Annotated in this window: 19 protein-coding genes; 5 read left to right on the top strand and 14 right to left on the bottom strand. The window is 54.7% G+C overall.

Annotation, left to right across the window (positions count from 1 at the left end):
• Positions 1-17 precede the first annotated feature (17 nt).
• Positions 18-1058 carry a glycosyltransferase family protein gene (locus L6990_RS09615; protein ID WP_237203905.1) on the top strand — a complete coding sequence of 347 codons (1041 nt, stop codon included), beginning with the start codon at positions 18-20 and terminating at the stop codon, positions 1056-1058.
• Here L6990_RS09615 and L6990_RS09610 read toward each other — a convergent pair.
• The 6 genes from L6990_RS09610 to rsmA all read right to left on the bottom strand — a co-directional run bounded on the left by L6990_RS09610 (position 1055) and on the right by rsmA (position 8001).
• A complete protein-coding gene (locus tag L6990_RS09610; RefSeq protein ID WP_237203904.1) occupies positions 1055-1963 on the bottom strand; it encodes a glycosyltransferase family 2 protein in 909 nt (302 codons plus the stop codon). The two genes, L6990_RS09615 and L6990_RS09610, sit on opposite strands and share 4 nt — an antisense overlap.
• Positions 1944-3083 (bottom strand): glycosyltransferase, encoded by a 1140-nt coding sequence (locus tag L6990_RS09605; protein ID WP_237203903.1) that lies wholly within the window; start codon positions 3081-3083, stop codon positions 1944-1946. Before L6990_RS09605 ends, L6990_RS09610 begins: the two co-directional genes overlap by 20 nt.
• Positions 3084-3178: 95 nt before the next feature.
• Positions 3179-4357: a glycosyltransferase gene (locus L6990_RS09600; protein ID WP_237203902.1), complete on the bottom strand. Its 1179-nt coding sequence runs from the start codon at positions 4355-4357 to the stop codon at positions 3179-3181.
• A 41-nt stretch (positions 4358-4398) separates the two neighbouring features.
• Entirely contained in the window at positions 4399-6183 is a 1785-nt protein-coding gene (locus tag L6990_RS09595; protein WP_237203901.1) for an ABC transporter ATP-binding protein, read from the bottom strand.
• 88 nt (positions 6184-6271) lie between these two features.
• Positions 6272-7183: a GHMP family kinase ATP-binding protein gene (locus L6990_RS09590; RefSeq protein WP_237203900.1), complete on the bottom strand. Its 912-nt coding sequence runs from the start codon at positions 7181-7183 to the stop codon at positions 6272-6274.
• Entirely contained in the window at positions 7183-8001 is an 819-nt protein-coding gene (rsmA, locus tag L6990_RS09585) for a 16S rRNA (adenine(1518)-N(6)/adenine(1519)-N(6))-dimethyltransferase RsmA (RefSeq protein ID WP_237203956.1), read from the bottom strand. Before rsmA ends, L6990_RS09590 begins: the two co-directional genes overlap by 1 nt.
• 210 nt (positions 8002-8211) lie before the next feature.
• Between rsmA and L6990_RS09580 the strand changes: the two genes are divergently transcribed.
• The gene (locus L6990_RS09580) at positions 8212-9462 is read left to right on the top strand and encodes a glycosyltransferase 87 family protein (protein WP_237203899.1); all 1251 of its coding nucleotides are present in this window, start codon (positions 8212-8214) and stop codon (positions 9460-9462) included.
• On the opposite strand, the gene L6990_RS09575 is transcribed toward L6990_RS09580, so the two are convergent.
• The 3 genes from L6990_RS09575 to L6990_RS09565 form a co-directional block, all read right to left on the bottom strand.
• On the bottom strand, positions 9432-10511 hold the full coding sequence (locus tag L6990_RS09575; RefSeq protein ID WP_440480500.1) for a TatD family hydrolase: 1080 nt from the start codon (positions 10509-10511) through the stop codon (positions 9432-9434). The two genes, L6990_RS09580 and L6990_RS09575, sit on opposite strands and share 31 nt — an antisense overlap.
• Positions 10512-10595: 84 nt before the next feature.
• Positions 10596-11486, bottom strand: a complete 891-nt coding sequence (rsmI, locus tag L6990_RS09570; protein WP_237203897.1) for a 16S rRNA (cytidine(1402)-2'-O)-methyltransferase — start codon at positions 11484-11486, stop codon at positions 10596-10598.
• Between the two features lie 69 nt (positions 11487-11555).
• Positions 11556-12530, bottom strand: a complete 975-nt coding sequence (locus L6990_RS09565) for a DUF368 domain-containing protein (RefSeq protein WP_237203896.1) — start codon at positions 12528-12530, stop codon at positions 11556-11558.
• 175 nt (positions 12531-12705) lie between these two features.
• Here L6990_RS09565 and L6990_RS09560 point away from each other — a divergent pair, with 175 nt between their 5' ends.
• A complete protein-coding gene (locus L6990_RS09560) occupies positions 12706-14322 on the top strand; it encodes a dolichyl-phosphate-mannose--protein mannosyltransferase (RefSeq protein WP_237203895.1) in 1617 nt (538 codons plus the stop codon).
• Positions 14323-14412: 90 nt separating this feature from the next.
• Here L6990_RS09560 and L6990_RS09555 read toward each other — a convergent pair whose 3' ends face one another.
• From L6990_RS09555 to L6990_RS11935, 4 genes are all read right to left on the bottom strand, one after another.
• Positions 14413-15510, bottom strand: coding sequence for a TIGR01906 family membrane protein (locus L6990_RS09555; RefSeq protein ID WP_237203894.1), 1098 nt, complete (start codon positions 15508-15510; stop codon positions 14413-14415).
• A 107-nt stretch (positions 15511-15617) separates the two neighbouring features.
• Positions 15618-16868: a L,D-transpeptidase gene (locus L6990_RS09550; protein WP_237203893.1), complete on the bottom strand. Its 1251-nt coding sequence runs from the start codon at positions 16866-16868 to the stop codon at positions 15618-15620.
• A 227-nt stretch (positions 16869-17095) separates the two neighbouring features.
• The gene (locus L6990_RS09545) at positions 17096-17362 is read right to left on the bottom strand and encodes a DUF3499 family protein (RefSeq protein ID WP_237203892.1); all 267 of its coding nucleotides are present in this window, start codon (positions 17360-17362) and stop codon (positions 17096-17098) included.
• An 18-nt stretch (positions 17363-17380) separates the two neighbouring features.
• Positions 17381-17854, bottom strand: coding sequence for a WhiB family transcriptional regulator (locus tag L6990_RS11935; protein WP_272879282.1), 474 nt, complete (start codon positions 17852-17854; stop codon positions 17381-17383).
• Between the two features lie 347 nt (positions 17855-18201).
• Between L6990_RS11935 and L6990_RS09535 the strand changes: the two genes are divergently transcribed.
• Entirely contained in the window at positions 18202-18948 is a 747-nt protein-coding gene (locus tag L6990_RS09535; protein WP_237203891.1) for a TIGR03089 family protein, read from the top strand.
• On the opposite strand, the gene L6990_RS09530 is transcribed toward L6990_RS09535, so the two are convergent.
• A complete protein-coding gene (locus tag L6990_RS09530; protein WP_237203890.1) occupies positions 18945-19529 on the bottom strand; it encodes a GtrA family protein in 585 nt (194 codons plus the stop codon). The two genes, L6990_RS09535 and L6990_RS09530, sit on opposite strands and share 4 nt — an antisense overlap.
• Before the next feature lie 277 nt (positions 19530-19806).
• Here L6990_RS09530 and L6990_RS09525 point away from each other — a divergent pair, with 277 nt between their 5' ends.
• Positions 19807-20925, top strand: coding sequence for a 5-(carboxyamino)imidazole ribonucleotide synthase (locus tag L6990_RS09525; RefSeq protein WP_440480499.1), 1119 nt, complete (start codon positions 19807-19809; stop codon positions 20923-20925).
• Positions 20926-20942: the final 17 nt, after the last annotated feature.

Genomic DNA, 20942 nt, shown 5'->3' with positions numbered 1-20942 from the left:
AAAGGGTTGTTTTATCAATGGCATCTATTTCAGTCCTTTGTTCAGGAACCGTAGAGCAAGGCCCGTACGGGGTCAACCTACTCAGAAACCAACTAGGCCACACTGTCTACGATGGTGCAGATGCTGAGCGACAGCCCCTCATCAAAATCCGTGATGTGCTTGAACATCGTGCTGGCTACCCCATTCTCAAAGCTCTGCAGATTATACCGCGTGTAGTCAAGAGCGAGGCGGTCCTATGTTTTCTTGAACAGCATGCTCAATTTCCTGCTCTGCTTAAAAGCAAAAACATCCCCCCGTATGCGTCTAAGCCTCTAGCAATGATTTCTTGCTGGCTGGCTGAGGAGCTGCTGCAGGCATCAGCCTCGGAACGCACTGAACTAGTGAAAAAATACTCGGCGGTTGATCTTATCTTCGTTTTGAGCTCGAATCAGGTAGATATCCTAGTCGATGCGGGATTTCCCCGGGAACGGGTAGAGGCTATACATTTTGGATTTGCACCAGAATTGTTTAGTTACAGCCCACATATGAAGAAGCCGGGGCTGATATCAGCAGTCGGGTTTGATCGCGGCAGGGATTATGCAACCCTGATTGAAGCAGCCCGGACTATCAAGGCGGATATCCACCTCTATACCAGGCCCGAGTTAGTTGCAGGAATCGATTTGCCCAGCAATATAATCTTCCATGGGCTGGTGCCTTTCGAAGAGTACGTTAAGGTCTTGCATGAGTCATCCATTTTAGCGATTCCAACAGTCGAGCTTGCCTACCCTACCGGGCAAACTGTTGCCCTCGAAGCGGCAGCCACTGGAGCAGCTCTGCTCCTCACCGAGTCCGCTGCTATGAGAGACTACTTTGACGATCAGGTAGCCTACTACCATCCGCAGGGTGATTCTGAAGCGTGGAGTCTGCGTATCAACCAATTACTAGCAGACCCTCAAGAAGCGGCGCAGAAGGGCCGTCGGGCGTCAGAGCATGTCCACGCGAACTTTCCATACCTCTCGATGTGGAGAAGTATAGAACAGTCTTTGCACAACCGAGGGTGGCTTCCGGCAGCCTCTTAGCGAGGGCTATCAGGTACCGAGCTATGCAGATTGCGCTGCGGAGTCCTCCTGAACACCCGGTACTTGATTACGCCCTCAAGTCTTCCCACGTTCCAGTAGAAACCCCTGAGTTCTTCCCAGCTCATCTGCTTTTTCAAGAGCACGCTAGGTACTTGGGGCACTACCTTACGAATCATGAGCTTGAGGGAAGGGATGTGATGGTCGTAAGTAGGTGAGAAGTTCTGGGCCAGTTGTATCCAGGTCCGCCCGTAGTTCCGGGACTGCTTTGCCAGACCCTTATGCGATGGACGTTGGCGGTAAAGAATGAGAGGCTCTGGAATCCAACCTTGAGTATATCCGTGTGCAGAGGCTCTCAAACAAAAATCAACCTCGTCATGCCCACCTATGTAAGACATATCAAACCCATGGAGGGACTCAAATACATCCCTTCTGAATCCTATAGTTCCTCCCAGTAGATACCGGTTCCCATCAAAGACCTCAGGCTGGTGGATGAAAAGATGACCTAACGTATAGTCGCCATTGGCCTGCCTCACAAGATGTTGATAGCCACTTCCGACAAGGTCGCAAGAATCAAGATGCAGAGACATTTGCTCAACCCAACGCGAATCCACCACATCGTCTGCATCACAAATCAGCAGTTTCTTACCATTAGCTTCTTCAGCTCCCTTATTTCGCGCGTACGAAACACCTTGACGCGATGATGAGTCCACCACTCTTACTGGGACTACAGAATCGCCATAGGACTGCACGAGACTAGCAGTGGTGTCGGTAGAACCATTATCAGAAACAACAATCTCACCGGGTAGAAAAGTACCAGATAATAGAGCATCAAGCTGTTCTCTGATGAAGTCGGCAGCGTTATAAGCCGGTATCACCACCGAAACTTCAGGAATAATTCGTGCCATAGATTTTCCCAATTCTCGCTCGGTAGCTCTGCTGTGAATAAATGCGCTGAGCTTCTAAGCAGACCTCGTCTGCTTTTGCCTGGTAGGTTGCAGGGTTACCCACCACATCGAGTATCGCACGAGCAAACTCCTGCGGGTTGTGAGCTATTTTTGATGCCCAGCTCACCTGAGCGATACCTTCGAAACCGGCCACTGTGGTAATGACGGGAACAGCACGCAAAATAGCGTCCAAAGTTTTAAATTTGACGCCGCTGCCCAGCTGGATGGGGGCAACCACTGCGGTTGCCTCGGCATAAGCGGGCTCTATTTCCTGCAAGAACCCCGTAAATTCTATGCGGGAATCTTGACCTAACCGTAGGAGATCGGTGGAGGGGCTCTCCCCTACTACCTTCAGCGTAACCTCGGGGTCCTTTTGCCAGACGAGAGGCAGAACCTTTTCAATCAGCCACTGGACAGCCTGGTGGTTCTCCCAGCGGTACATGGTTCCCACAAAGAGAAGATGCTTGCTACGTGCAACTCGGGCTAGGGGGACGCTGTTACCCAGATAAACAGGAGGGAGGATAGTCTCAACCTTGTCGACGTCCGTTTGGCGGATTTTCAACAAACCTGCATCTTTAGCAGAAAGAACTACGGCCGTATCAAGGTACCCAGCAGAAACAGCATCGAAACACCCTGATATTTCGGCTTGCACAGACCAGACCAGCGCTTTTGTTGCGCTGGTTTCAGCTGCAGACCTGCGTTTAAATCGCTGTTCATTAATATCGTGGTAGGTGCCAATGAGCCGTGCTGAGGGGTTTACCCGGCGAAGCCAAGGGGCAAGCATAATATTAACCGACCACTGCATATCAATAATTTCTGCAGATTGCAGAAGTTTCATGGCCATGGAGTCATTTCGCACAGCAAGCAAGAATTCCAGGTTAGGAGTCCAGGTACCTACCGGATCCCTCCACTTTTGAATGCGGCTGAATTTATCCATATCAAGGAAACGGTGAGCGACAGCGTACTGCTGGGCCAAACCATTACGGGGGTGGGGGGCAATGACCAGAGGGGTGTGCCCATGGGAACTGAGGGCCTCACAAAGTTCACCGACCAACCGCTCACCGGCGCTGGTGGGTTCCATTTTAGGTACCTGACTAGAAATAATAACTACTGAATGTCCGCGAATTTGATTCTCCACCTTTCCACTATCAAACGCTACCAAAAAACGTTTGAAACCTAATGCCGAATTTCCTCAACCCACCGCAAAAAAGTATCTACTATTGTTGATGGGTCATATTGGTTAGCCTTAGACCTGACCTGCAATGAATTTTGCTCGAGCCGGAGTCTATTGACCGCCATTTTCTTTAGTTCAGATAGCAGCTGCTCGGCGTCTCCTGGCTGAACGAGAACTCCGTCCAAAGACTTGACCAATTCGTGCGTCCCACCGCTTACATCGAAAGCGATACTTGGTATTCCAAAACACGCAGCTTCTTGGATAACCATTCCACGCCCTTCAAATCTTGATGTCATGAGATGAATGCTGGCCCTCGAAAAAATTTCCTCGGGCGTTCTGGCTTGACCTCTGAAAAAAACTGATTTTCCCAAACCTAAATTCTGGACCATACTTTCTAGAGCATGACGTTCACTTCCATCACCGAAGATTTCCAGGCACCAATCTTCATAGAGCGGGTCTTGGACAAAACGGGAAAAGGCCTTAATAGCAATATCCACCTGCTTGCTCTCAACTAAACGAGCGGCTATAACAATTCTCTTTTCAAAAGATGAAATAGAAAATTTGTTGAGCGGCGCATTAGGATTAGCCAGAACGAGAGTAGGAATGCACCAATCGTTTATAAAACTGTTCCTGCAGTTTTCGCTCAGCACAGTAAAACCATCAATTACTTTCAGAGAACGCCTTGCCTCTTCGACAAAGGCGCCATATTCACCAAGAGGGTTTAAGGACGTGTGAAATTGATTAATTATCAGAGGTTTATCCCTAATATTAAATGCAGGAGAAGATATTAACTGCAGCAGAATATCTGCCCGAGTAGATATGACTATGTCAGCAGAATTCCACCGACGAATCTTCTTCTTAATAAGTATCGCTGCAGAAATATCAACAAGTTTATTAAGGAGACCAGATTTCTTAAGAGCGAACAGGAAAAGCCCACGAGGAACTTGCCTCAATGAAGTTTTCCTAAGAACCGGCTGCTTTAGAGCAAAAGAGAAAGGAGACCAATATTCAACTGTGTATGCGCCCTCCCTGGGTAGCTTCATACCGGAGGTTTTGGCAAGTACAACTACACGCTCACCTCTTTCCGTAAGCTCCGATGCCAACCTGTCCGTCACAGTCTCAGCTCCACCAAGCCTCGGAAATTCATCTACTAAAAAATAGATTGTCCTATTATTCGTCATCCGCTAGTTTCCCGTGCATCTACTCATAGAAAAAATCTGGCCTAGAGTTTACCTAGCTCTACAAGTTCTTTGAATTCAGGGTTCAGCTCAGAAAGCTCCTCGAAGCTTCCCTGGTTCACCACTTCACCATTTTTCATATAGTAAATAATGTCTGCTTTTTTGATAGTAGACAGTCGGTGAGCCACCATCACGATCGTCATTTCACCAGCTAAACCTTCAATAGTCTGCGTGATCTTATGCTCGGTCTTATTATCTAGAGCTGATGTAGCCTCATCTAAAACCAGTAATTTGGGGGTGCGATACAGCGCACGGGCAATCCCCAAACGCTGACGTTGCCCGCCAGATAACCTGCCGCCGTCCTGCCCTAAGTCTTCTGTAATGCCGTTCGGTAGGATATCGACTAGTTCATTCAGCTCAGCATGAGCTAAAGCAGAGATTACCTGTGCATCATCGATGTCAGTCTCGGGTAAACCAAAAGCAACGTTCTCCTTGAGATTCCCTGGGAGCACATAAACACTTTGCGGCACGACGCCCAGTTGCTGTTGCCACGCCTTGAGGTCAGCGCTAATAGGGATTCCGCCGCAGGTGACAGATCCCTGGGTGGGTGGGAGCATACCCAAAATAATATCAACCAGAGTCGATTTTCCAGATCCGCTAGACCCTACAAAAGCTACCGTTTTGTTTGCGGGAATTGAGATAGAGATATTCTTTAAGACCGGTTCAGCTGCCGGGTCATATTGGAAGCTAACCCCTTGAACATCAACATCGCCGGTGAAAACAGTGTTCGAAGAAGGTAGTGCTGAATACCGTGAAATACCCTTGAAGTACTCAATTTCTCTGTTGAGAAGGAGCACACCAGCAGTCCCAGATCTTACGACGTTAAGAGAGGCCATAGCTGAGTTAATGGCGGGCATAAGACGTACAGCGGCCACGCTGAAAACGCCCATAGTTGCAATTGCTTCTGCTTGGTCCCGGGTAGAAAACATAAAGACTGCCAGGGACGCAATACTAACAATAAAAACGATTTCCATAATGTTTTTAGGTAGCTCGTTGACCAGACCCTGTTGGCGTTGGGCCTTAGCGCTCATTTCAACGCCGCGCTTATATTTCTGCACAAACTGATCTCCCACGGAGAACAATCGCATCTCTCGGAAAGCTGATAAAGCTGGCATTGATGAGAACCAGGAGATTTGATCAGCCTTTGTGATCTGATGGCTAATTTTTTCTAGCTGTCTTTTAGAAAGGGCGGGAATGGCATACCCCACGGCACCAAAAATAGGTACAGCAATAATGGCAACCTGTGGTGAGAGAATGAAAACAATGACGAGCATGAGGGTGATCGTCATGAGGTTTGTCAGCAGGCTCAACCCTCCAAAGATACTCATTCGATAGGCCTGAGCCATTGATGTCACGAGGTTGGTATGGATTTTGGAGAGTTCCCGTTTCTTGTGGTCCGGGTAGGGAGAGTCTAGGTAAAGGTCCAGCAGATTGACTCTTGCGGACAGTTCCATTTTGTTGACAAAACCGCTTTGCCACCATCGGAAGCCAATAGTAAACAATGATTTTCCGATAAATGCAGATACAACTATTATTCCAGTAAGTGCAATCAGACGTTGCCTATCAGTGGTTCCCAGAAGCTGAGCAAGAGTGGCTAGGGGTCCGTTTTCAATACTTTGCCCTGAAACCAGCAAGATGAGCGGATAGGTTGCAGCTACACCAAATATTTCAAGCAGGGAAACGATGAAGGCGCCGATCACCGATAACGCCAATTTGGTTTTCACCGGGAAATCAACCAGATAAAAAAGGTTGCGAATATTGCTGAGCATAATTCCCTACACAGTCACTGCAATCTGAAAAGAACAGCTCCTATTCTACCCACGCCTCAGGGGTAGACTGCAGGTTCTTTCAGCTAACTCACTGTGAGATGTAGGCGACGGTGGGGCCGGATCCTGATACAAAACATGCCGTTACACCTGGGTTTTCTGCTGTCACTGCCAGGGTTTGCTCCACTTCAGGCAGCAGATTGAGGGCGGGCGCAGCGAGATCGTTGCGCAGAAGGCTAGAAATAAGAGGCAGGCGCTCGGTCAGCGGAGCCGGTGATGTCAGAGTAGCAATAAGTTGCTGCGGCACCTCCAAGTTTTCATCGGGCGCGGGGTAACGCCCGCTCGCCCGACCAGCGTCCAGCTCACGAAAAACTTCAGGGGTTGAGAGCCCAGAGACCGCTGGCACAAAACCGAAATGAAGCGGCTCAACGCCCACAGGTAAAGGAATAGCTTGGAGGCGGTCACCGATGCCCTGCCCAACAGCCAGCCCACCTAGGAGGGCAAAGGGGACGTCTGCCCCAAGAGGAGCAGCGAGTTGCAACAACCGGTTGTGTGGTAGCTCCTGTGAAAGCCTGCCAGTTTGCACTAGGTAAGAATTCATCGCTTTCATAGCCGCTGCAGCATCTGCAGAGCCTCCGCCCATACCACCGGCAACGGGCACCGCTTTTTCGATGTGCAGGTTCAAGCAGACGTCATCAGGGCTCAGCCCAGCTTCAGCCAGGACAGCCGCCGCACCGCGGTAGGCAAGATTCGTGTTGTCCAGAGGAACTACAGAAGGGTCAAAAGCGCCTAGCTCCACTTGCTGAGCCACCGGTGAACCGGGGGCAACGCTCATTGACTGGCTTATCCCAGTTACATCGGTTTCCGTCAGAGTAACGGTTTCTAGAATATTCACCGCAGCATACAGCGAGGCTACATCGTGGTACCCATCAGGCTTCAGGGGACCGACCGCAAAATACAGGTTGACCTTGCCCGGAGCGGTTGCTTTAACCGATACAGACATTAGGCTTCTCCTACCGCCGGCACCGTGCGGGCAGCTTCAGCGATTTTGATGAAGTCGTGAATATCCAGCTTTTCACCGCGTAGCTGGGGGTCAATACCCGCAGCTTCGAGAATGGTGCCGGCGCGGGCACCGGAACCGGCCCAGGTAGACAGGGCAGCGCGCAAGGTCTTACGACGCTGAGCGAATGCTGCATCAATAATGGCAAAGACCTCTTCACGCGGCAGGTCAGAAAGCAACTCTGCGCGGCGTTCAAAGGCAACCAGCCCAGATTTGATTTTGGGTGCTGGCCAGAAAACGTTAGTACCAATCACGCCCGCTTTGGAAACTTCAGCAAACCAGTTGGCCTTAACACTAGGCACCCCGTAAATCTTAGAACCGGGCTTGGCTGCCAGACGGTCAGCAACCTCATCCTGCACCATGACCAAGGCATGCTCAATAGAGGGGAACTGTGCAAACATATGCAAGAGGACGGGGACCGCTACGTTATAGGGCAGGTTAGCTACCAGTGCGGTGGGAGTTTTAGGCAGTTCGGTGACCTTCATGGCATCCGACAGCACCACATCAATACGTGCTTCTGAGCCCGGGCGCATCTTGGCAATTGTTGCAGGGAGCTGTTCAGCCAGGGGCGGGTCAATCTCCACCGCCACCATATCCTTGGCGGCATCCAGAATGCCCAGCGTCAAAGAGCCCAGACCAGGGCCAACTTCAACCACCGTCTCATCAGGGCTGATCTTAGCCGTGGCGATAATACGACGAATAGTATTGGGGTCAATCACGAAATTCTGCCCCAGCGTTTTGGTGGGGCGAATACCGAGCATATCGGCGAGTTCGCGGATTTCTTGGGGGCCGAGCAGGTCTTGAGTGGTGGATGCAGGTTCTTCAGTCACCCCACCAGTCTATATGCCAGCTGGCTCAAAGAGGCACCTAGCCTCATAGTGACCAAGCCACCAGCAGGTGAGCACCTAAGCAGGATTGGCCCGCCCGGTAGACTCTTCTCTTGTACTACCCCATCCACTACCAGGACGGTCATGCGCCCTCGCCCCGCAGTATCACCCTCACAGACCACCTCACCGCAGCACCCAGGTTCGCCCTATGCCGCCCTCACCTCTGGGTTGACCAGCAACATAGCAATAGTGACGGGGCTGCTGCTGACCGTAATCAGCCTCTACCCCTTCTTATGGAACGAAAAGATGGAGCCCCGGGTTTTCTTTGACCTGAACGTCTACTACGGTGCGCTCAAGAGCTGGCTGACCACCGGTAACCTTTACAACTGGGCACTACCCCCAGAAGAAATTTACGGTTTCACCTATCCACCGCTGGCAGCACTGGTTTTTGCGCCCTTTGTCTTGCTCACTAACGCTCAGGCTGCTGGTCCAGCCTTCCTGGTTCTCAACGTCGCTTCCCTGGTGCTGGTCAGTTACCTCACCCTGCGCGGGCTGGACGTCAGCCCGCGGGTGGCGCTGGCTAGCGGGCTCTGGCTAACACCGCTTTTTCTCAAATTTTTCCCGATCAGCTTCAATATGGAACTGGGGCAAATCAATCTCTTTTTGGTGCTGCTCATTCTCACTGACGCAATTTATCTGCGCGACACCCGCTGGCACGGCGTACTTATGGCACTAGCCGCCAGCATTAAGCTAACCCCCGCAATTTTCGCTCTGTACTTCCTAGCAACGAAGGATTGGAAGTCTCTGGCGCGCTTTATCGGCACCGGGCTGGCAGGCATCGCGCTAAGTTTCGCCGTTATGCCCCACCATGCCCTCGAATTCTTCACCGAGAAAATCTTTGAGTCCGACAGGGTCGGCAGTATCACGGGAGCGCTGAACTACAACCTGCTAGGTAGCTGGTCCATGATTCTCCCCGCTCCGGTAGCAACTGCTCTCTTCGCGGCGTCCGCCCTGGCGGTACTGGTGCTTACCTACCTAGCCTGCCAGAAACTACATGCTCACGGCCAGACAGTAGGTGCTGTGAGCACTGTGGCGGTGCTAGGGCTTCTGCTCTCCCCCATTTCGTGGACCCATCACTGGGTCTGGCTGGTCACCCTTGTGCTCTTTGCTGCCGTTTACGGCTGGCGGTCATCTGACCGAACCTACCTCTACCTGGCAGCCAGCGGTGCCCTTATTTTTGCTTTGCCCTTCGCCATCTGGTTTGGTGGCCACAACTGGGGTACCGGTGAATGGCCACTCGCCCTTGGCCTCATGCACGCCCTCCCCGTGGCCTGGGCCGTTGCTTATCTAGCGGTTCCTGCGCTTCAGAAGCCCTCAACACCCCAGCTACCGTAGGCAGTCAGAGAGTTAGCACGGATATCCCGGCAGAGTTCCTCAAGATCAGCATCGAGATACTGCGCCATAAAACGCACGGTGTAGTTGGTCATGTAAGAAGCGTTAGGACGCCCGCGGAAGGGGTGAGGAGTCAAGAAAGGCGCATCGGTCTCAGCCAGGATCAGGTCACGGCGGGCGATTTTCAATGACTCTTGAATTCCCTGAGAATTCTTGAAAGTCACCGTACCCGCAAAGCTCATGTACCAGCCCTGAGCATTACAAATCTCAGCGAGGTCAGGGTCCCCCGAATAGCAGTGGAAAATAACGGTCTCAGGGGCACCTTCCTCCCTCAGAATACGCACCACGTCCTCATGAGCGTCCCTATCGTGAATCTGCAGAGCCTTGCCGTAGGTTTTGGCGATACGGATATGCTCCCGGAAGGAGCGCTGCTGAGCCTCCACCCCCTCTTCACCGGTGCGGAAGTAGTCTAGACCGGTCTCACCAATCGCGCACACCCGCTCGTCCTGCGCCAGCGTTTCAATCACGTCAAGCGCAGCGTCTAGCTGACCAGCTTCTTCAAGCTTGGGCGCCTCATTGGGGTGCAGAGCAACAGCTGCCAGCGCGCGCGCATCAGCGTGAGCAGCTTTAACCGCATAAAGGGAGCTGGGAACATCGCAGCCCACCTGCACAATTGCCCCAATCCCCAGAGCTTCACCGGTATCTAGGGCATCCCGGGCGGTAACCGCAACCTCGCCGTCCAGCAAGTCCATATGGGTGTGGTTATCGACAATCGCATAGGGCAGCGGTGCGGGTGCCGGTGGGAATGCAAGGTTTCGGCGCCTCCCATCCTGCCCCTGCTCCGACCTGCGGCGCGTGCCCTCTCCACTTTCTTCATCGGCTAGAGCGTAGCGCTCAGGCTCATATGCGGGAGGAACCTGCCCTTCTGAGACAGGCAACGGGGTTTCAAAGATGGACGCCGTCAGCTCATCCTGAGATGGAAGGGTACTGGCAAAGCGCGCTGCTAGTTCTGCTAGATCTTCAGCTGTCATGGTGTGGTGGTTGGTGCACATAAGTTTCTCTTCCGTTCCACGGTGGCAGGTGAGGGTTACGGTCATGATGCCCCAGCTGTCCCCCGCCTCATATGGAATTACAGGTTATTGGTTAGCTCGGGTAGCCAGCGTTGCCTCGTAGAGATCCCGTTTAGAGACTCCCTGAGCCGCTGCCACCTGGGCGCAGGCGTCTTTGAGCCGCACCCCGCCGTCCACCAGTTCAAGGACGAGGTCCGTCAGGCTTTCGGCATCTTGAGCAGTAGGTGGTTCGGCGCCCTCCACCACGATGGCAATTTCGCCGCGCATTTGCTTGGATTCGCTCCACTCAACCAGTTCGGCCAGGGGGCCGCGGGCAACCTCCTCGTGAAGTTTGGTGAGCTCACGGCAGACCGCTGCTCGGCGTTGGGCACCAAAGGTCTGGGCGAAATCAGCTAACGTGGCAGCCAGGCGGTGGGGCGACTCGTAGAACACCATGGTGCGCTCTTCTGTAGCCAGCGCTGCGAGCCTTCTGCTGCGGTCAGAACCCTTACGTGCCAAAAAGCCCTCAAAGGTAAAACGCCCACTGGGTAGACCAGAGACCGCCAGCGCCGTGACAACAGCCGATGGGCCGGGTACAGCAGTAACGGGGAGCCCGGCATCAGCTACAGCGGCAGCAGCTACATAGCCGGGGTCAGAGACCGCGGGCATACCGGCGTCAGACATCAGCAGAACTGTTTGCCCCGCTGCAACAGCATCAACGATCTGGGAGGCTCGTGCAGCCTCATTGTGGTCGTGGTTCACCAGAACTCGCCCGCGGGTCTGCACATCAAGCCCCGACGCCAGGCGTCGCAGGGTGCGGGTGTCTTCTACCGCAATAACATCGGCAGTAGCCATCGCATGACGCAGGCGCGGGGAGGCGTCCTGCAGGTTACCGATGGGGGTACCACCAAGCACCAGCGCGCCCTTGCCGGGTTCTGCGATGGTCTGGGGGTTGCCTGTATTCTGCTGCTCACTCATGGTTTTAAGACTACACCGCCCGGTGTACCCCTAGAGGGTGCACCGGGCTGGAGCAGAAAGTAGGAGAGCCTAGATTGTTTCCTGGTGCACTACCTTGGGTTTGTTGAAGATCTTATCTGCAAGAATGACCAGAGCCACCAGCGCAAAACCCACCAGGCACCAGATGAGCGCAGCACCGGCCTGATCGCCCACTGCCAGCAAATCGTTGGTGTCAGTTTTCCAGGGCCAGAGGGCTCGAAGGGCACCCAACATAACACCGGTCAGAACGACCAGGGTGATGTGGTGGTGATGTTCTAGCACCCATTCAAGGCCCTTTACCACGGTGGCAAGACCCAGAACCGCGCCCAACCCAAAAAGGGTGATGTAGGTGAGATCAAAGGTACTGATGGCGCTCATGGTGCTGTGATAAAGACCAAAACTCAGAAGCAGGAAGGAGCCGGACAGACCCGGAAGGACCAGCGCTGCAATAGCGACCGCAGCTGCACCCATGATGAGGAACCAGGGCGGGTTAGACATATCGCCTGCGGGAGGCATAGAGACAATAAAGTACATGATGACTGCTGCGACCAGAGCGTAGAGCCAATCCTTGCCCCTCCACTTACCCGCCAAGTTATAAGGGACGTAGAGAGAGGCCAGCACCATGCCAAAGAAAGCGGCACTGGTCAGCACCGGCTGATCCTCAACCAGATAGCTCATCATGTGTGCCATCGAAACAACGGCTACGCCCATACCTAAGAAGATAGCGAGCAGCAGTGCCCAGGGAAGATTTTTGATCCGCTGAAAACCGGCGCTGCGCTGGGCAGAGTCCTTGCGCACGGTGCCCACCGCTACTTCTTTGACCCCGCTCATCAGTGAGGACGCCGCGCCGATCAGGCGCTCGTACACACCCACGACCAGCGCCACGGTGCCGCCGGAAACACCCGGAACGGTTTCTACCGTTCCGATGAGGGCACCGCGCACCAGGTTCAGAGCAATCTGGGAGGGGGCTGTGTCCTTTGTAGCGGTAGGTTTGGTGGCAGTTGCTTCGGTGATGGGCTGACTCATTATCTGCTTTCCTAGGGAGCAATTTTCAACGTGCCCTATCCTACTAGGGGTAGGTCAAAGCCCAACAGGGGTGCGTCAGAAAGGGGTGCAATATCACCGCTCCATCTGCTGGTAAGGCCAACGACGGGGCAGGTCTGCCCACAGAAACAGTCCGCTATCAACTAGCATAGGACGGGTGAAAACCAATGATAGTGCCCGGCCAGCCGCCGTTATGACGCTCACCGACGCTTTTACAGAAAAAGCTCTGCGAGCGCGTTTGGCGGTGCAGTATATTTCGCTGCCCTCCTGGGGTTGGGTGGCGCCTGCCCTGGTTCTGTTTCTTGCCGGGTTGATGAGGTTGGTGAATCTGGCTGACCCCAACGCTATTGTTTTCGATGAAACTTACTACGCCAAAGACGGGTACTCGCTGTTGCATTTCGGATATGAGCGTAACTGGGCTGAGGGAGCTAATGACTCCTTCGTTGCCGGTGCGCCGTCGGGCCTTCAGGATTCAGCTGAGTATGTGGTGCACCCACCGGTCGGCAAGTGGATGATTGCCTTGGGGATGCTACTCTTTGGCGACGATAACCCCTTCGGCTGGCGATTTGCTGCAGCCCTCACCGGTACGCTTTCCATCGGTCTAGTGATGCTTGCGGGCTGGTTACTGTTTAGGTCTGTTACCGTGGCAACTCTGGCTGGCTTGCTGCTGAGTATTGATGGTCTGCACTTTGTACAGTCGCGTTTTGCCCTGCTCGATATTTTCTTGATGTTCTGGCTTCTCGCCTGCTTCGTGGCCTTGCTCCTTGACCGCTATCAGGGGCGCCGGGCGCTGGCACGCCGGATTGCAGCCCACGCGGCGTCCAACGGTGGAGCGCCCACTGACTCTTTCATGCGTTTTGGCCCCACTCTGGGGGTGCGCTACTGGCGCCTGGTTGCCGGCGTTTGCGCCGGTCTGGCGGTAGGCGTAAAGTGGAATGCCCTCTTTTTCATCGCGATTTTTGGTTTGCTCACCGTCTTTTGGGACGCTAACGCTCGCCGTATAGCGGGTGTGCGGCACTGGTACATGTCGGGTTTCCTGCGGGACGGTGTGCTGGCGTTCTTTGCTCTTATTGGTACAGGTCTACTGACCTACCTAGCCAGCTGGAGCGGCTGGTTCCTCTCTTCCACCGCCTATCACCGTAACTGGGCGGCAGAGCACCCGGGGGAGGGGTTGCTCTGGCTCCCTGCCCCGTTACGATCCCTCTGGGAGTATCACCGCTCTGCCTACAGCTTCCACGCGGGTCTCAGTTCACCTCACACTTACCAGTCCTCAGCACCAGAGTGGTTAATTCTGGGGCGCCCCACCAGCTACTATTACGAATCCTCCAGCATGGGTGAGGGTGCTTGCACCGTCGAATCCTGTTCTCAGGCGATACTGAACATTGGCAACCCGCTGATCTGGTGGTCCTTCATCATCGTTTCAGCGTTTTCGCTGCTGATTCTGCTGTGGCGTAGAGACTGGCGTTTCGGTGCCCTCCTGGCGGTCTTCGCGGTGGGCTACCTACCCTGGTTTGCCTACCCAGAGCGCACCATGTTCTTCTTCTACGCACTCTCCTTTGAGCCCTACCTTATTCTGATGCTGGCAGGGGTGCTGGGGCTAGCATTAGGGCGCCCTGGTGACAGTGTGCGGCGCAAACGGCTGGGCCTGCTGACGGTGGGGCTCTTTACCGTCTTCGCGCTCCTCGTTTCGATTTACTTCTGGCCCATTTGGACCGCTGAGGTGGTTCCCTATGATCAGTGGCGCCAGCGCATGTGGTTCGGCGCCTGGATCTAGGGCAGCGCTTTTATGTAATAGTGCCTGTGAGGGACCATCCCAGCTGGGATGGTCCCTCACAGGCACTTATAGGTTCTAGTTACTCCCGCCCTACTGGCTGAGCTTCCTCTGGAGTTCCTGACGCTGCGCGCGGCGGGCCAAAGCCAGCTGCTTACGGGCTTTGGTGGGCCAGGTCAGAATCATGAGCACCAGGCTGAAGAGCAGGGTAAGCCCGGCGATGGCGAGCGCAGTGTCCACCCAGAACTGGGGTGGGTACAGACGAATGAGTGTATCTGACATACGGAACTGCCAGTTGCCCTGGGGGAAGAAGAGCTGGTGGAAGGCTGTGAAGAGGGGTTCCCAACCCAAGAGCCCGATGACCAGCAGTGCAATAAGTACGCCCAGGGTGAGCCAGGAGCCGATGAAAAGGCTCTTTCGGATGGCACCGGGTGCGCGGGTGCGCAGTGATCGGCTGGCAAATAGAGCGGCGATAAAGAGCAGGGCTCCTGCGGTGAGTGCTATCAGCATGACCCGTTTTACGTCAGTCATGTGCTCTACCTCGGAGGCTAAAAAGGCGGTAGCTCCCCCGGTTTCAATCTCAGAGAGATAGGTGTGGGGGGCAAAGTTGAGGATGTAGTCCAGGCCGTAGGAGCCCAAGCGCAGACGCTCTTGGGTGTCAAAGCCGTAGCTATCAGCGGGGAACCCTGGGCGGTGGTACTCGGCCCAGAGGAAGCCGTGAGTGGCGACCAGCCGTACAGCTGCTAGGAGGGTCAGCAGGGGAACAGCCAGGGCGATGAGTGCGGTACGAGCCGCTAGCCAGCGTGGGCGATCTTCTACGGCAGTCTCTCGAGCTTCAGCCCGCACACTGGCTTCTTCGGTAGCAGCGATGGGGGCTGCTAGGGGCTGAGGGGCAGGGCCCCCAGCGGTCGGGGCTTCAGTGGTTGAGGCTTCAGCCGGCAGAGCCGCTGAGGTTTTTTCTTGCTGAGCGGGTTGCCCGTGCTCTTCTAGGGCGTCTGCCCGGTGACTTGCCACCGCGGGCATGGACGATGTCCAGGGAGTTTCCGTGCCCGGCGCTGGTGCCTCTGTGGGCACTCCGCTTTCCTTACGGCGAGCAGACAGTAGTGAGTCCGCTGTGGGTGAGGAAATGGCGGGCGAGAGTTTGCCCCATTCTCGTGCTGGCTTCTGGTTCTGGTCTGGTCCCTGGGTCATGACGCTCCCCTGTGATTGATGTGTGCTTGCTTCACTGTACTGTATGCAGCCGGGCACAGAAAAGCTCCCGCCGATAAGAGGGGCGGGAGCTTCTCTAAAGGGCTGGTCTACCAGTTACCTACCCAGCTTGAGTCGCTGTAGTGCTCAAAGGGAATGTTCCAGTCGCCGTAGCCGTCATCCGGGTCAGCCTGGGGGTAGCCGGTGTTCACGGTCTCCACGATGTCGCCTACATCGAAGGTGTTGTAGAAGAACTTGGCATCTTCAGGCAGCATGCCGATACAGCCGTGTGACACATTGTAGAGGCCGACAGAAGACCAGGCGGTGGGTAGTGCCTGGTGCACAAAGACACCGCCGCTGGTCAGTCGCGCCGTCCAGGAGGCCCAGAAGGGCTCGTAGTAGTGTTCATCACCCTCTTCAAGATCAAGAGAAGTAGGGTTGAAGTAGTAGCTTTCAGCCTTCTCCATGATGGGCAGCTCACCTACCACCGAGGGCCACTCAGCATTACCCAGGGTGATGGGGTTCTCCCGCACCAGAACATCATCAACGTAAATCTTGATGGTCTTGGTGAGATTATCTGCTAGTGCGTAACGCTTATTCCAGGTGTTGAAACTCAGGGCAGTGTTGTGATTACCAATCATGCCGTTGCCGATATCCAGCCCAAACAAATCGATGTTAACGTTGATGGTTGAGTTGGTAGCCCACTTATCAGCGGGGCGGTAACGTGCCATGTAATCGTTATACCAGCGGAACTTACCTTCCTGGTCGCCACCGCCAGTAATCTTAATTCGCTTTTCTACCTCGGCCTTGTTGAGCACGGGTTCAGAGAAGTTGAACTGAAGAATTCGCCCAATGCCGTAGGTGCTGCCATCGGTAACGTTGACAATCACATCTGCTTCGTAGGGAGCGGTGACGGTTGAGAAGGTGCTTTCACCTTCACCCGCCGTTCCTTCAGCATCCGTTGCTTGCCAACTCACGGTGTAGTCGCTGTGGAAAAGCATGTCGTCGGTAGAGCTCCAGGTGCTCCCGTCTTCTGACAGTTCACCAGCTAGCTCAGCACCCTCAGGGGTGGTGACGGTGACGTCAGTCAGGGTTGAGTCAGGGCTGGTTACAGTCACCTTCTCGACGGGGTTGATTTCTACCTCACCCAAAGCCGGGTAGACCTCTACCGTGCCGGCAAACTCCTTATCAGGGGTCGGTGAAGGGGTGGCAGAGGTGGTGCTGGGTGAAGCCTCGCTCTCAGCTGCATTCTCAGAGGATGTCGAACAGGCAGCCAGGGTAACGGTACCCAAGGCGCCAACGGTGACAAAGGACCGCCTGGTCCAGGCATCGCGAGATAAACCGGGGTGAGGGTGTTCCACTAAAACGTACTTCCTTAAAGGTAATGGGGGGATGCGAGTGTGTTGGTGTGCTCGTCAAATTTTATCTGATGTGCGCTACCAAAGACATAGCTAGAGGGCGGGTTACGTGACCTGACTACGTCACATACCTGTGATTAAGGTCAAGCAAACACTGGGTGACGGTGTCATATTGAGCAAGTTGGCCCTCCGCTTACACGAAGGGCCCACTGCCACAGCAAGATGATGATTCATAGCCCGCGAAGCGGCGGGTAGGACGCCTGGGTTTGAGCTTCTTGCTCAGGTGTAGCACTCACCGGGGAAGCTACGCGAACAACGTCCCAGCCCTGGGGAGCAGTCAGACGATCCGCATGAAATTCACACAGGTCGTAGGCATGCGGTTCACGGTGCACCGAGAGAGGGCCAATGACAGCCGTTGAATTGGAATATGCGTAGGTGAGCGTGAAGATAGCTTCACGCTGGCAGGTCTGGCGCGAGCACTGGCGAGTGGTTGCCATACGACAAGCCCTTCTTTCTTAGATTGCCTGTTTGCGCAGGCGGCGGCGCTCGCGCTCTGAAAGACCGCCCCAGATGCCGAAGCGTTCGTCATTTTCCATGGCGTATTCTAGGCAGGCCTCACGTACGGGGCATTCACTGCACACGCGCTTGGCGTCCCTGGTCGATCCGCCTTTTTCGGGGAAAAAAGCCTCAGGATCAGTCTGTGCGCACAGGGCATCAGCTTGCCAGGACAGCTCGCCTTCGTCCCCGTCTGTGCTGTAGATACCGGCTGCCTGCTGCCAGAGTGACAGGTTATCAGCGTCGCTGGCCACAGCCTCGTGGGATCCTGCAGAACCCATCTGGGATGCGCGGGCTGGCTCCCGTTCGGCAACGGGGGCAAGAAAGTTGCTTGCTTGGTGTTCAAGGTACTGGGCGGAGTGCATATTGTGGTGCTGGGCCCCTGCAGTGCGCCCACCGGCATCGCCGTGAGGCTGGTGACTGTAAGAGCCCATTGTCTTCCCTTTCATATCCCGGTCAGGACTGAATGCGCGGTAGATATAAAACCGGCGACTGGGCGCCGGACTGCCGCTCTGGCCTTCCCGAACAGCCTGGCCTACATCGTCTTTTTCTTCCCCGAAGGGGGCTGATAAGGCACCGTGAAATCTGTTCGTAAAAAATTCCCTGCACCTAATTACACGTGTGTAATGCCCCTTTCGTCAAGCTGAGATTAAAAATTATGTGTTTCTGACCGGACTTCTCACTCAGATTTGCGTTTCACTATGGTATATGCAAACCGCTATCTTTCAGGCAGGCCCCCTGCTCTATGGCCCTCATCGGATGCCCTACTACAGTAGGGAGTATGACTTTAGATTCCGCTCCCACTTTTACCGCCTTCATCTCATCTTTAGCCCGGCGTCAAAGCCCAGCCCTGCTGTGGTACTCAGCGCCTGGTGAGCGTATCGAGCTCTCAGGGCGCGTGTTAGATAACTGGGTCAGCAAGTCAGCAAATTTCATGGTTGATGAATGTGAGCTGGACGCCGCACAGCAATATACGCTGACCCCGCAGGTGCACTGGCGCAGCTTCGTGTTGCTTTTAGCGGGCCTAAGGGTGGGGGCGAGACTCACTTTTGAGGGTGCTGGCGAAGGTTCACAGGTACACGCGGCTTTCTCACCGGCTGAGATAGAACAATCAGCGGCTGAATACCCTGTGCTGGTCGACCGCGGCCCCCTTTCTATGAGATTTATGGGGCAGGTGCCGGCAAATACCACTGATTACTGCGCTGAGGTGCGTTCTCACTCTGATGCCTATAGCGGTTTTTCTTTGCCCAACGAGAGCGATGCGGCATTCGAGGGACTGACCTACCGCGAACTCATGCAGCGGGTAGCAGCCCGGGCGGCGCAACTATCGCAGTTCACTGCAGCAGATACGCACTCGCTGCTCCTTGAAACTTCTAAGCTCAGCCTCGATGCCACCGTTGATGTACTGGGAGCGCTCATGGCTGGTTACAGCGTGCTGATTCTTGACCCGCAAGAAGAGTGGACCGGTGAGCGCAAGAATCGCATTATGTCCGATGAAAGGGCCGCAGCTCCAGAATATTTAGGCTAGCGATCAACCCTGATGGAGCCATTGCTCTCAGGGCGCTTAATCTGCTGAGCCTTAACCTGTGGGATGCGTCCGGTCATAATCTGTGTAGCCTCGGCAATGAGCTGGGCACGGCGCTCTTCTTCGGTCAAGTCAGTTTTGCCCTTGCTCTTGGAAAAGACCCAGAACTTGTAGAGGAAGTAGCGCACGATGGTACCCAAAATGGTGCCGATAATAGTGCCCGAGATGAAGGATGCCGTGGGGCTGGTCAACTGCAGAACATAGAAACTAAAGAGCACGCAACCTAACTCAACACCGATACCGATTGCGTTCACGATGGCAAATTCCACTGCTTCACGCCACTTGTTACCGGTGCGCTTTTCCTTAAAGGTCCACAGGCGGTTAGCTACCCAGGAAAAGAGGGTAGCAACAATACCGGCGGCTACTTTAGCCTTACCGTGCCCGTCCTCAAAGATGGAATGCATGAGAGTCCACGTCACTGCCGAGTTAATGACGAAGGCTGCACCGCCCACGGACAAAAACTGTAGGACTTCACGGCCGTGCGACTGCCAGATGAGTTTTAGCCGCTCAGAAAAAGAGCTCATGGTTTCCTTATCTTCGGTGACCCCCAGCGGGCCCAGCACCGAAAAGCTTGGGCCCAGCACCCCGCATTAGTTCAGGTTAGGGCTGTATTGAGTCAAATATACAGCGGCCCCCTGTGCGAGCCGTCGAAAGTTCGTTACGTATTTGCTCACAGGCCAACCTGTCTTAGCCCCTAGGACATGCTTTTACAAGCGGTAATGTGACCGGTACCCTAAAAGAGTGACTTTTCCTGTGACTGGCCCCAAAATCGGTGTCGTCGGAGGCGGGCAGCTTGCCCGCATGATGGCGCCCGCTGCAACAGATCTCGGTCTAGAACTACAGGTTCTAGCTGAGTCTGACGATGTTTGCGCTACCCGCGCTGTTCCCTACGCCCCGGTGGGCGACTACAGGGATTTTGATACCCTGCGCGAGTTCGCTCGCGGCGTCGATGTGCTGACGTTTGATCACGAACATGTGCCCACCGATTTCTTGCAGCGGCTCATTGATGATGGCGTCAACGTTCAGCCTCGACCCGGCGCCCTAGTGCATGCCCAGGATAAGCTAGAGATGCGCAAGGCGGTAGACCGCCTGGGTCTGCCCAATCCCGCCTGGGCTGAGGTAAAGACCCTCAACGAACTACTGGCCTTCGGCAAAGAAACCGGCTGGCCAGTCGTCCTTAAGACACCGCGCGGCGGTTATGACGGCAAAGGCGTGTTGGTGCTGGATGACGCTGAACAGGCACGCCAGCAGGCAGCAGCCTGGTTTGATCAGTTGCCCGAACGCACCGATTTTTCATCTCTCCTTGTTGAAGAAAAGGTACCCTTTACTCGCGAACTGTCGGCTCTGGTAGCCCGCCGAGATTCCGGTGAAGTACGTGCATGGCCGGTAGCTGAATCTATTCAAGTGAACTCGGTCTGTGATGAGGTGATTGCCCCTGCCCCGGGTCTCTCTGACGATCTCGTGAAGGCAGCCACAGCAGCCGCTGTTCAGGTTGCCACCGAGCTAGACGTTACCGGTGTCATGGCAGCTGAACTCTTTGAAGTGCCCGGCTCTGCTGCCGGTTTCATGGTCAATGAGTTTGCCATGCGCCCCCACAATTCAGGGCACTGGACTCAGGACGGCTCTGTCACCAGCCAGTTTGAACAGCACCTGCGCGCAGTTGCCAACCTTCCTTTGGGTGATACCTCCCTCAAGGGCGAGTACGCTCTGATGAAAAATTTCTTGGGTGGAGAAAACCAGGACATCTTCGGTGTCTACCCGCAGGTTCTGGGCACCTACCCTGCCGCCAAAGTACATTTCTACGGCAAAGAGCCCAAGCCCGGGCGCAAAATCGGTCACATCAACATGACAGGTAGCAACCTGCCCACTATGCGGCAGCAGGCAACCGCAGCCGCTCACCTACTTACCCACGGCGCCTAGCCACTACCTCAAGGAGA

Source organism: Rothia endophytica (assembly GCF_928381505.1).
GTDB classification, from domain to species: Bacteria; Actinomycetota; Actinomycetes; order Actinomycetales; family Micrococcaceae; genus Rothia; species Rothia endophytica_A.
This window is presented reverse-complemented; position numbering and strand designations above follow the sequence as displayed.

What these genes read in the sequence shown, in the direction of transcription:
- L6990_RS09615 (WP_237203905.1), top strand. Translation starts at nt 18, where the DNA reads ATGGCATCTATTTCAGTCCTTTGTTCAGGAACCGTAGAGCAAGGCCCG.
- L6990_RS09610 (WP_237203904.1), bottom strand. Translation starts at nt 1,963, where the DNA reads ATGGCACGAATTATTCCTGAAGTTTCGGTGGTGATACCGGCTTATAAC.
- L6990_RS09605 (WP_237203903.1), bottom strand. Translation starts at nt 3,083, where the DNA reads ATGGAACCCACCAGCGCCGGTGAGCGGTTGGTCGGTGAACTTTGTGAG.
- L6990_RS09600 (WP_237203902.1), bottom strand. Translation starts at nt 4,357, where the DNA reads ATGACGAATAATAGGACAATCTATTTTTTAGTAGATGAATTTCCGAGG.
- L6990_RS09595 (WP_237203901.1), bottom strand. Translation starts at nt 6,183, where the DNA reads ATGCTCAGCAATATTCGCAACCTTTTTTATCTGGTTGATTTCCCGGTG.
- L6990_RS09590 (WP_237203900.1), bottom strand. Translation starts at nt 7,183, where the DNA reads ATGTCTGTATCGGTTAAAGCAACCGCTCCGGGCAAGGTCAACCTGTAT.
- rsmA (WP_237203956.1), bottom strand. Translation starts at nt 8,001, where the DNA reads ATGCTCGGTATTCGCCCCACCAAAACGCTGGGGCAGAATTTCGTGATT.
- L6990_RS09580 (WP_237203899.1), top strand. Translation starts at nt 8,212, where the DNA reads ATGCGCCCTCGCCCCGCAGTATCACCCTCACAGACCACCTCACCGCAG.
- L6990_RS09575 (WP_440480500.1), bottom strand. Translation starts at nt 10,511, where the DNA reads ATGTGCACCAACCACCACACCATGACAGCTGAAGATCTAGCAGAACTA.
- rsmI (WP_237203897.1), bottom strand. Translation starts at nt 11,486, where the DNA reads ATGAGTGAGCAGCAGAATACAGGCAACCCCCAGACCATCGCAGAACCC.
- L6990_RS09565 (WP_237203896.1), bottom strand. Translation starts at nt 12,530, where the DNA reads ATGAGTCAGCCCATCACCGAAGCAACTGCCACCAAACCTACCGCTACA.
- L6990_RS09555 (WP_237203894.1), bottom strand. Translation starts at nt 15,510, where the DNA reads ATGACCCAGGGACCAGACCAGAACCAGAAGCCAGCACGAGAATGGGGC.
- L6990_RS09545 (WP_237203892.1), bottom strand. Translation starts at nt 17,362, where the DNA reads ATGGCAACCACTCGCCAGTGCTCGCGCCAGACCTGCCAGCGTGAAGCT.
- L6990_RS11935 (WP_272879282.1), bottom strand. Translation starts at nt 17,854, where the DNA reads ATGGGCTCTTACAGTCACCAGCCTCACGGCGATGCCGGTGGGCGCACT.
- L6990_RS09535 (WP_237203891.1), top strand. Translation starts at nt 18,202, where the DNA reads ATGACTTTAGATTCCGCTCCCACTTTTACCGCCTTCATCTCATCTTTA.
- L6990_RS09530 (WP_237203890.1), bottom strand. Translation starts at nt 19,529, where the DNA reads ATGAGCTCTTTTTCTGAGCGGCTAAAACTCATCTGGCAGTCGCACGGC.
- L6990_RS09525 (WP_440480499.1), top strand. Translation starts at nt 19,807, where the DNA reads ATGATGGCGCCCGCTGCAACAGATCTCGGTCTAGAACTACAGGTTCTA.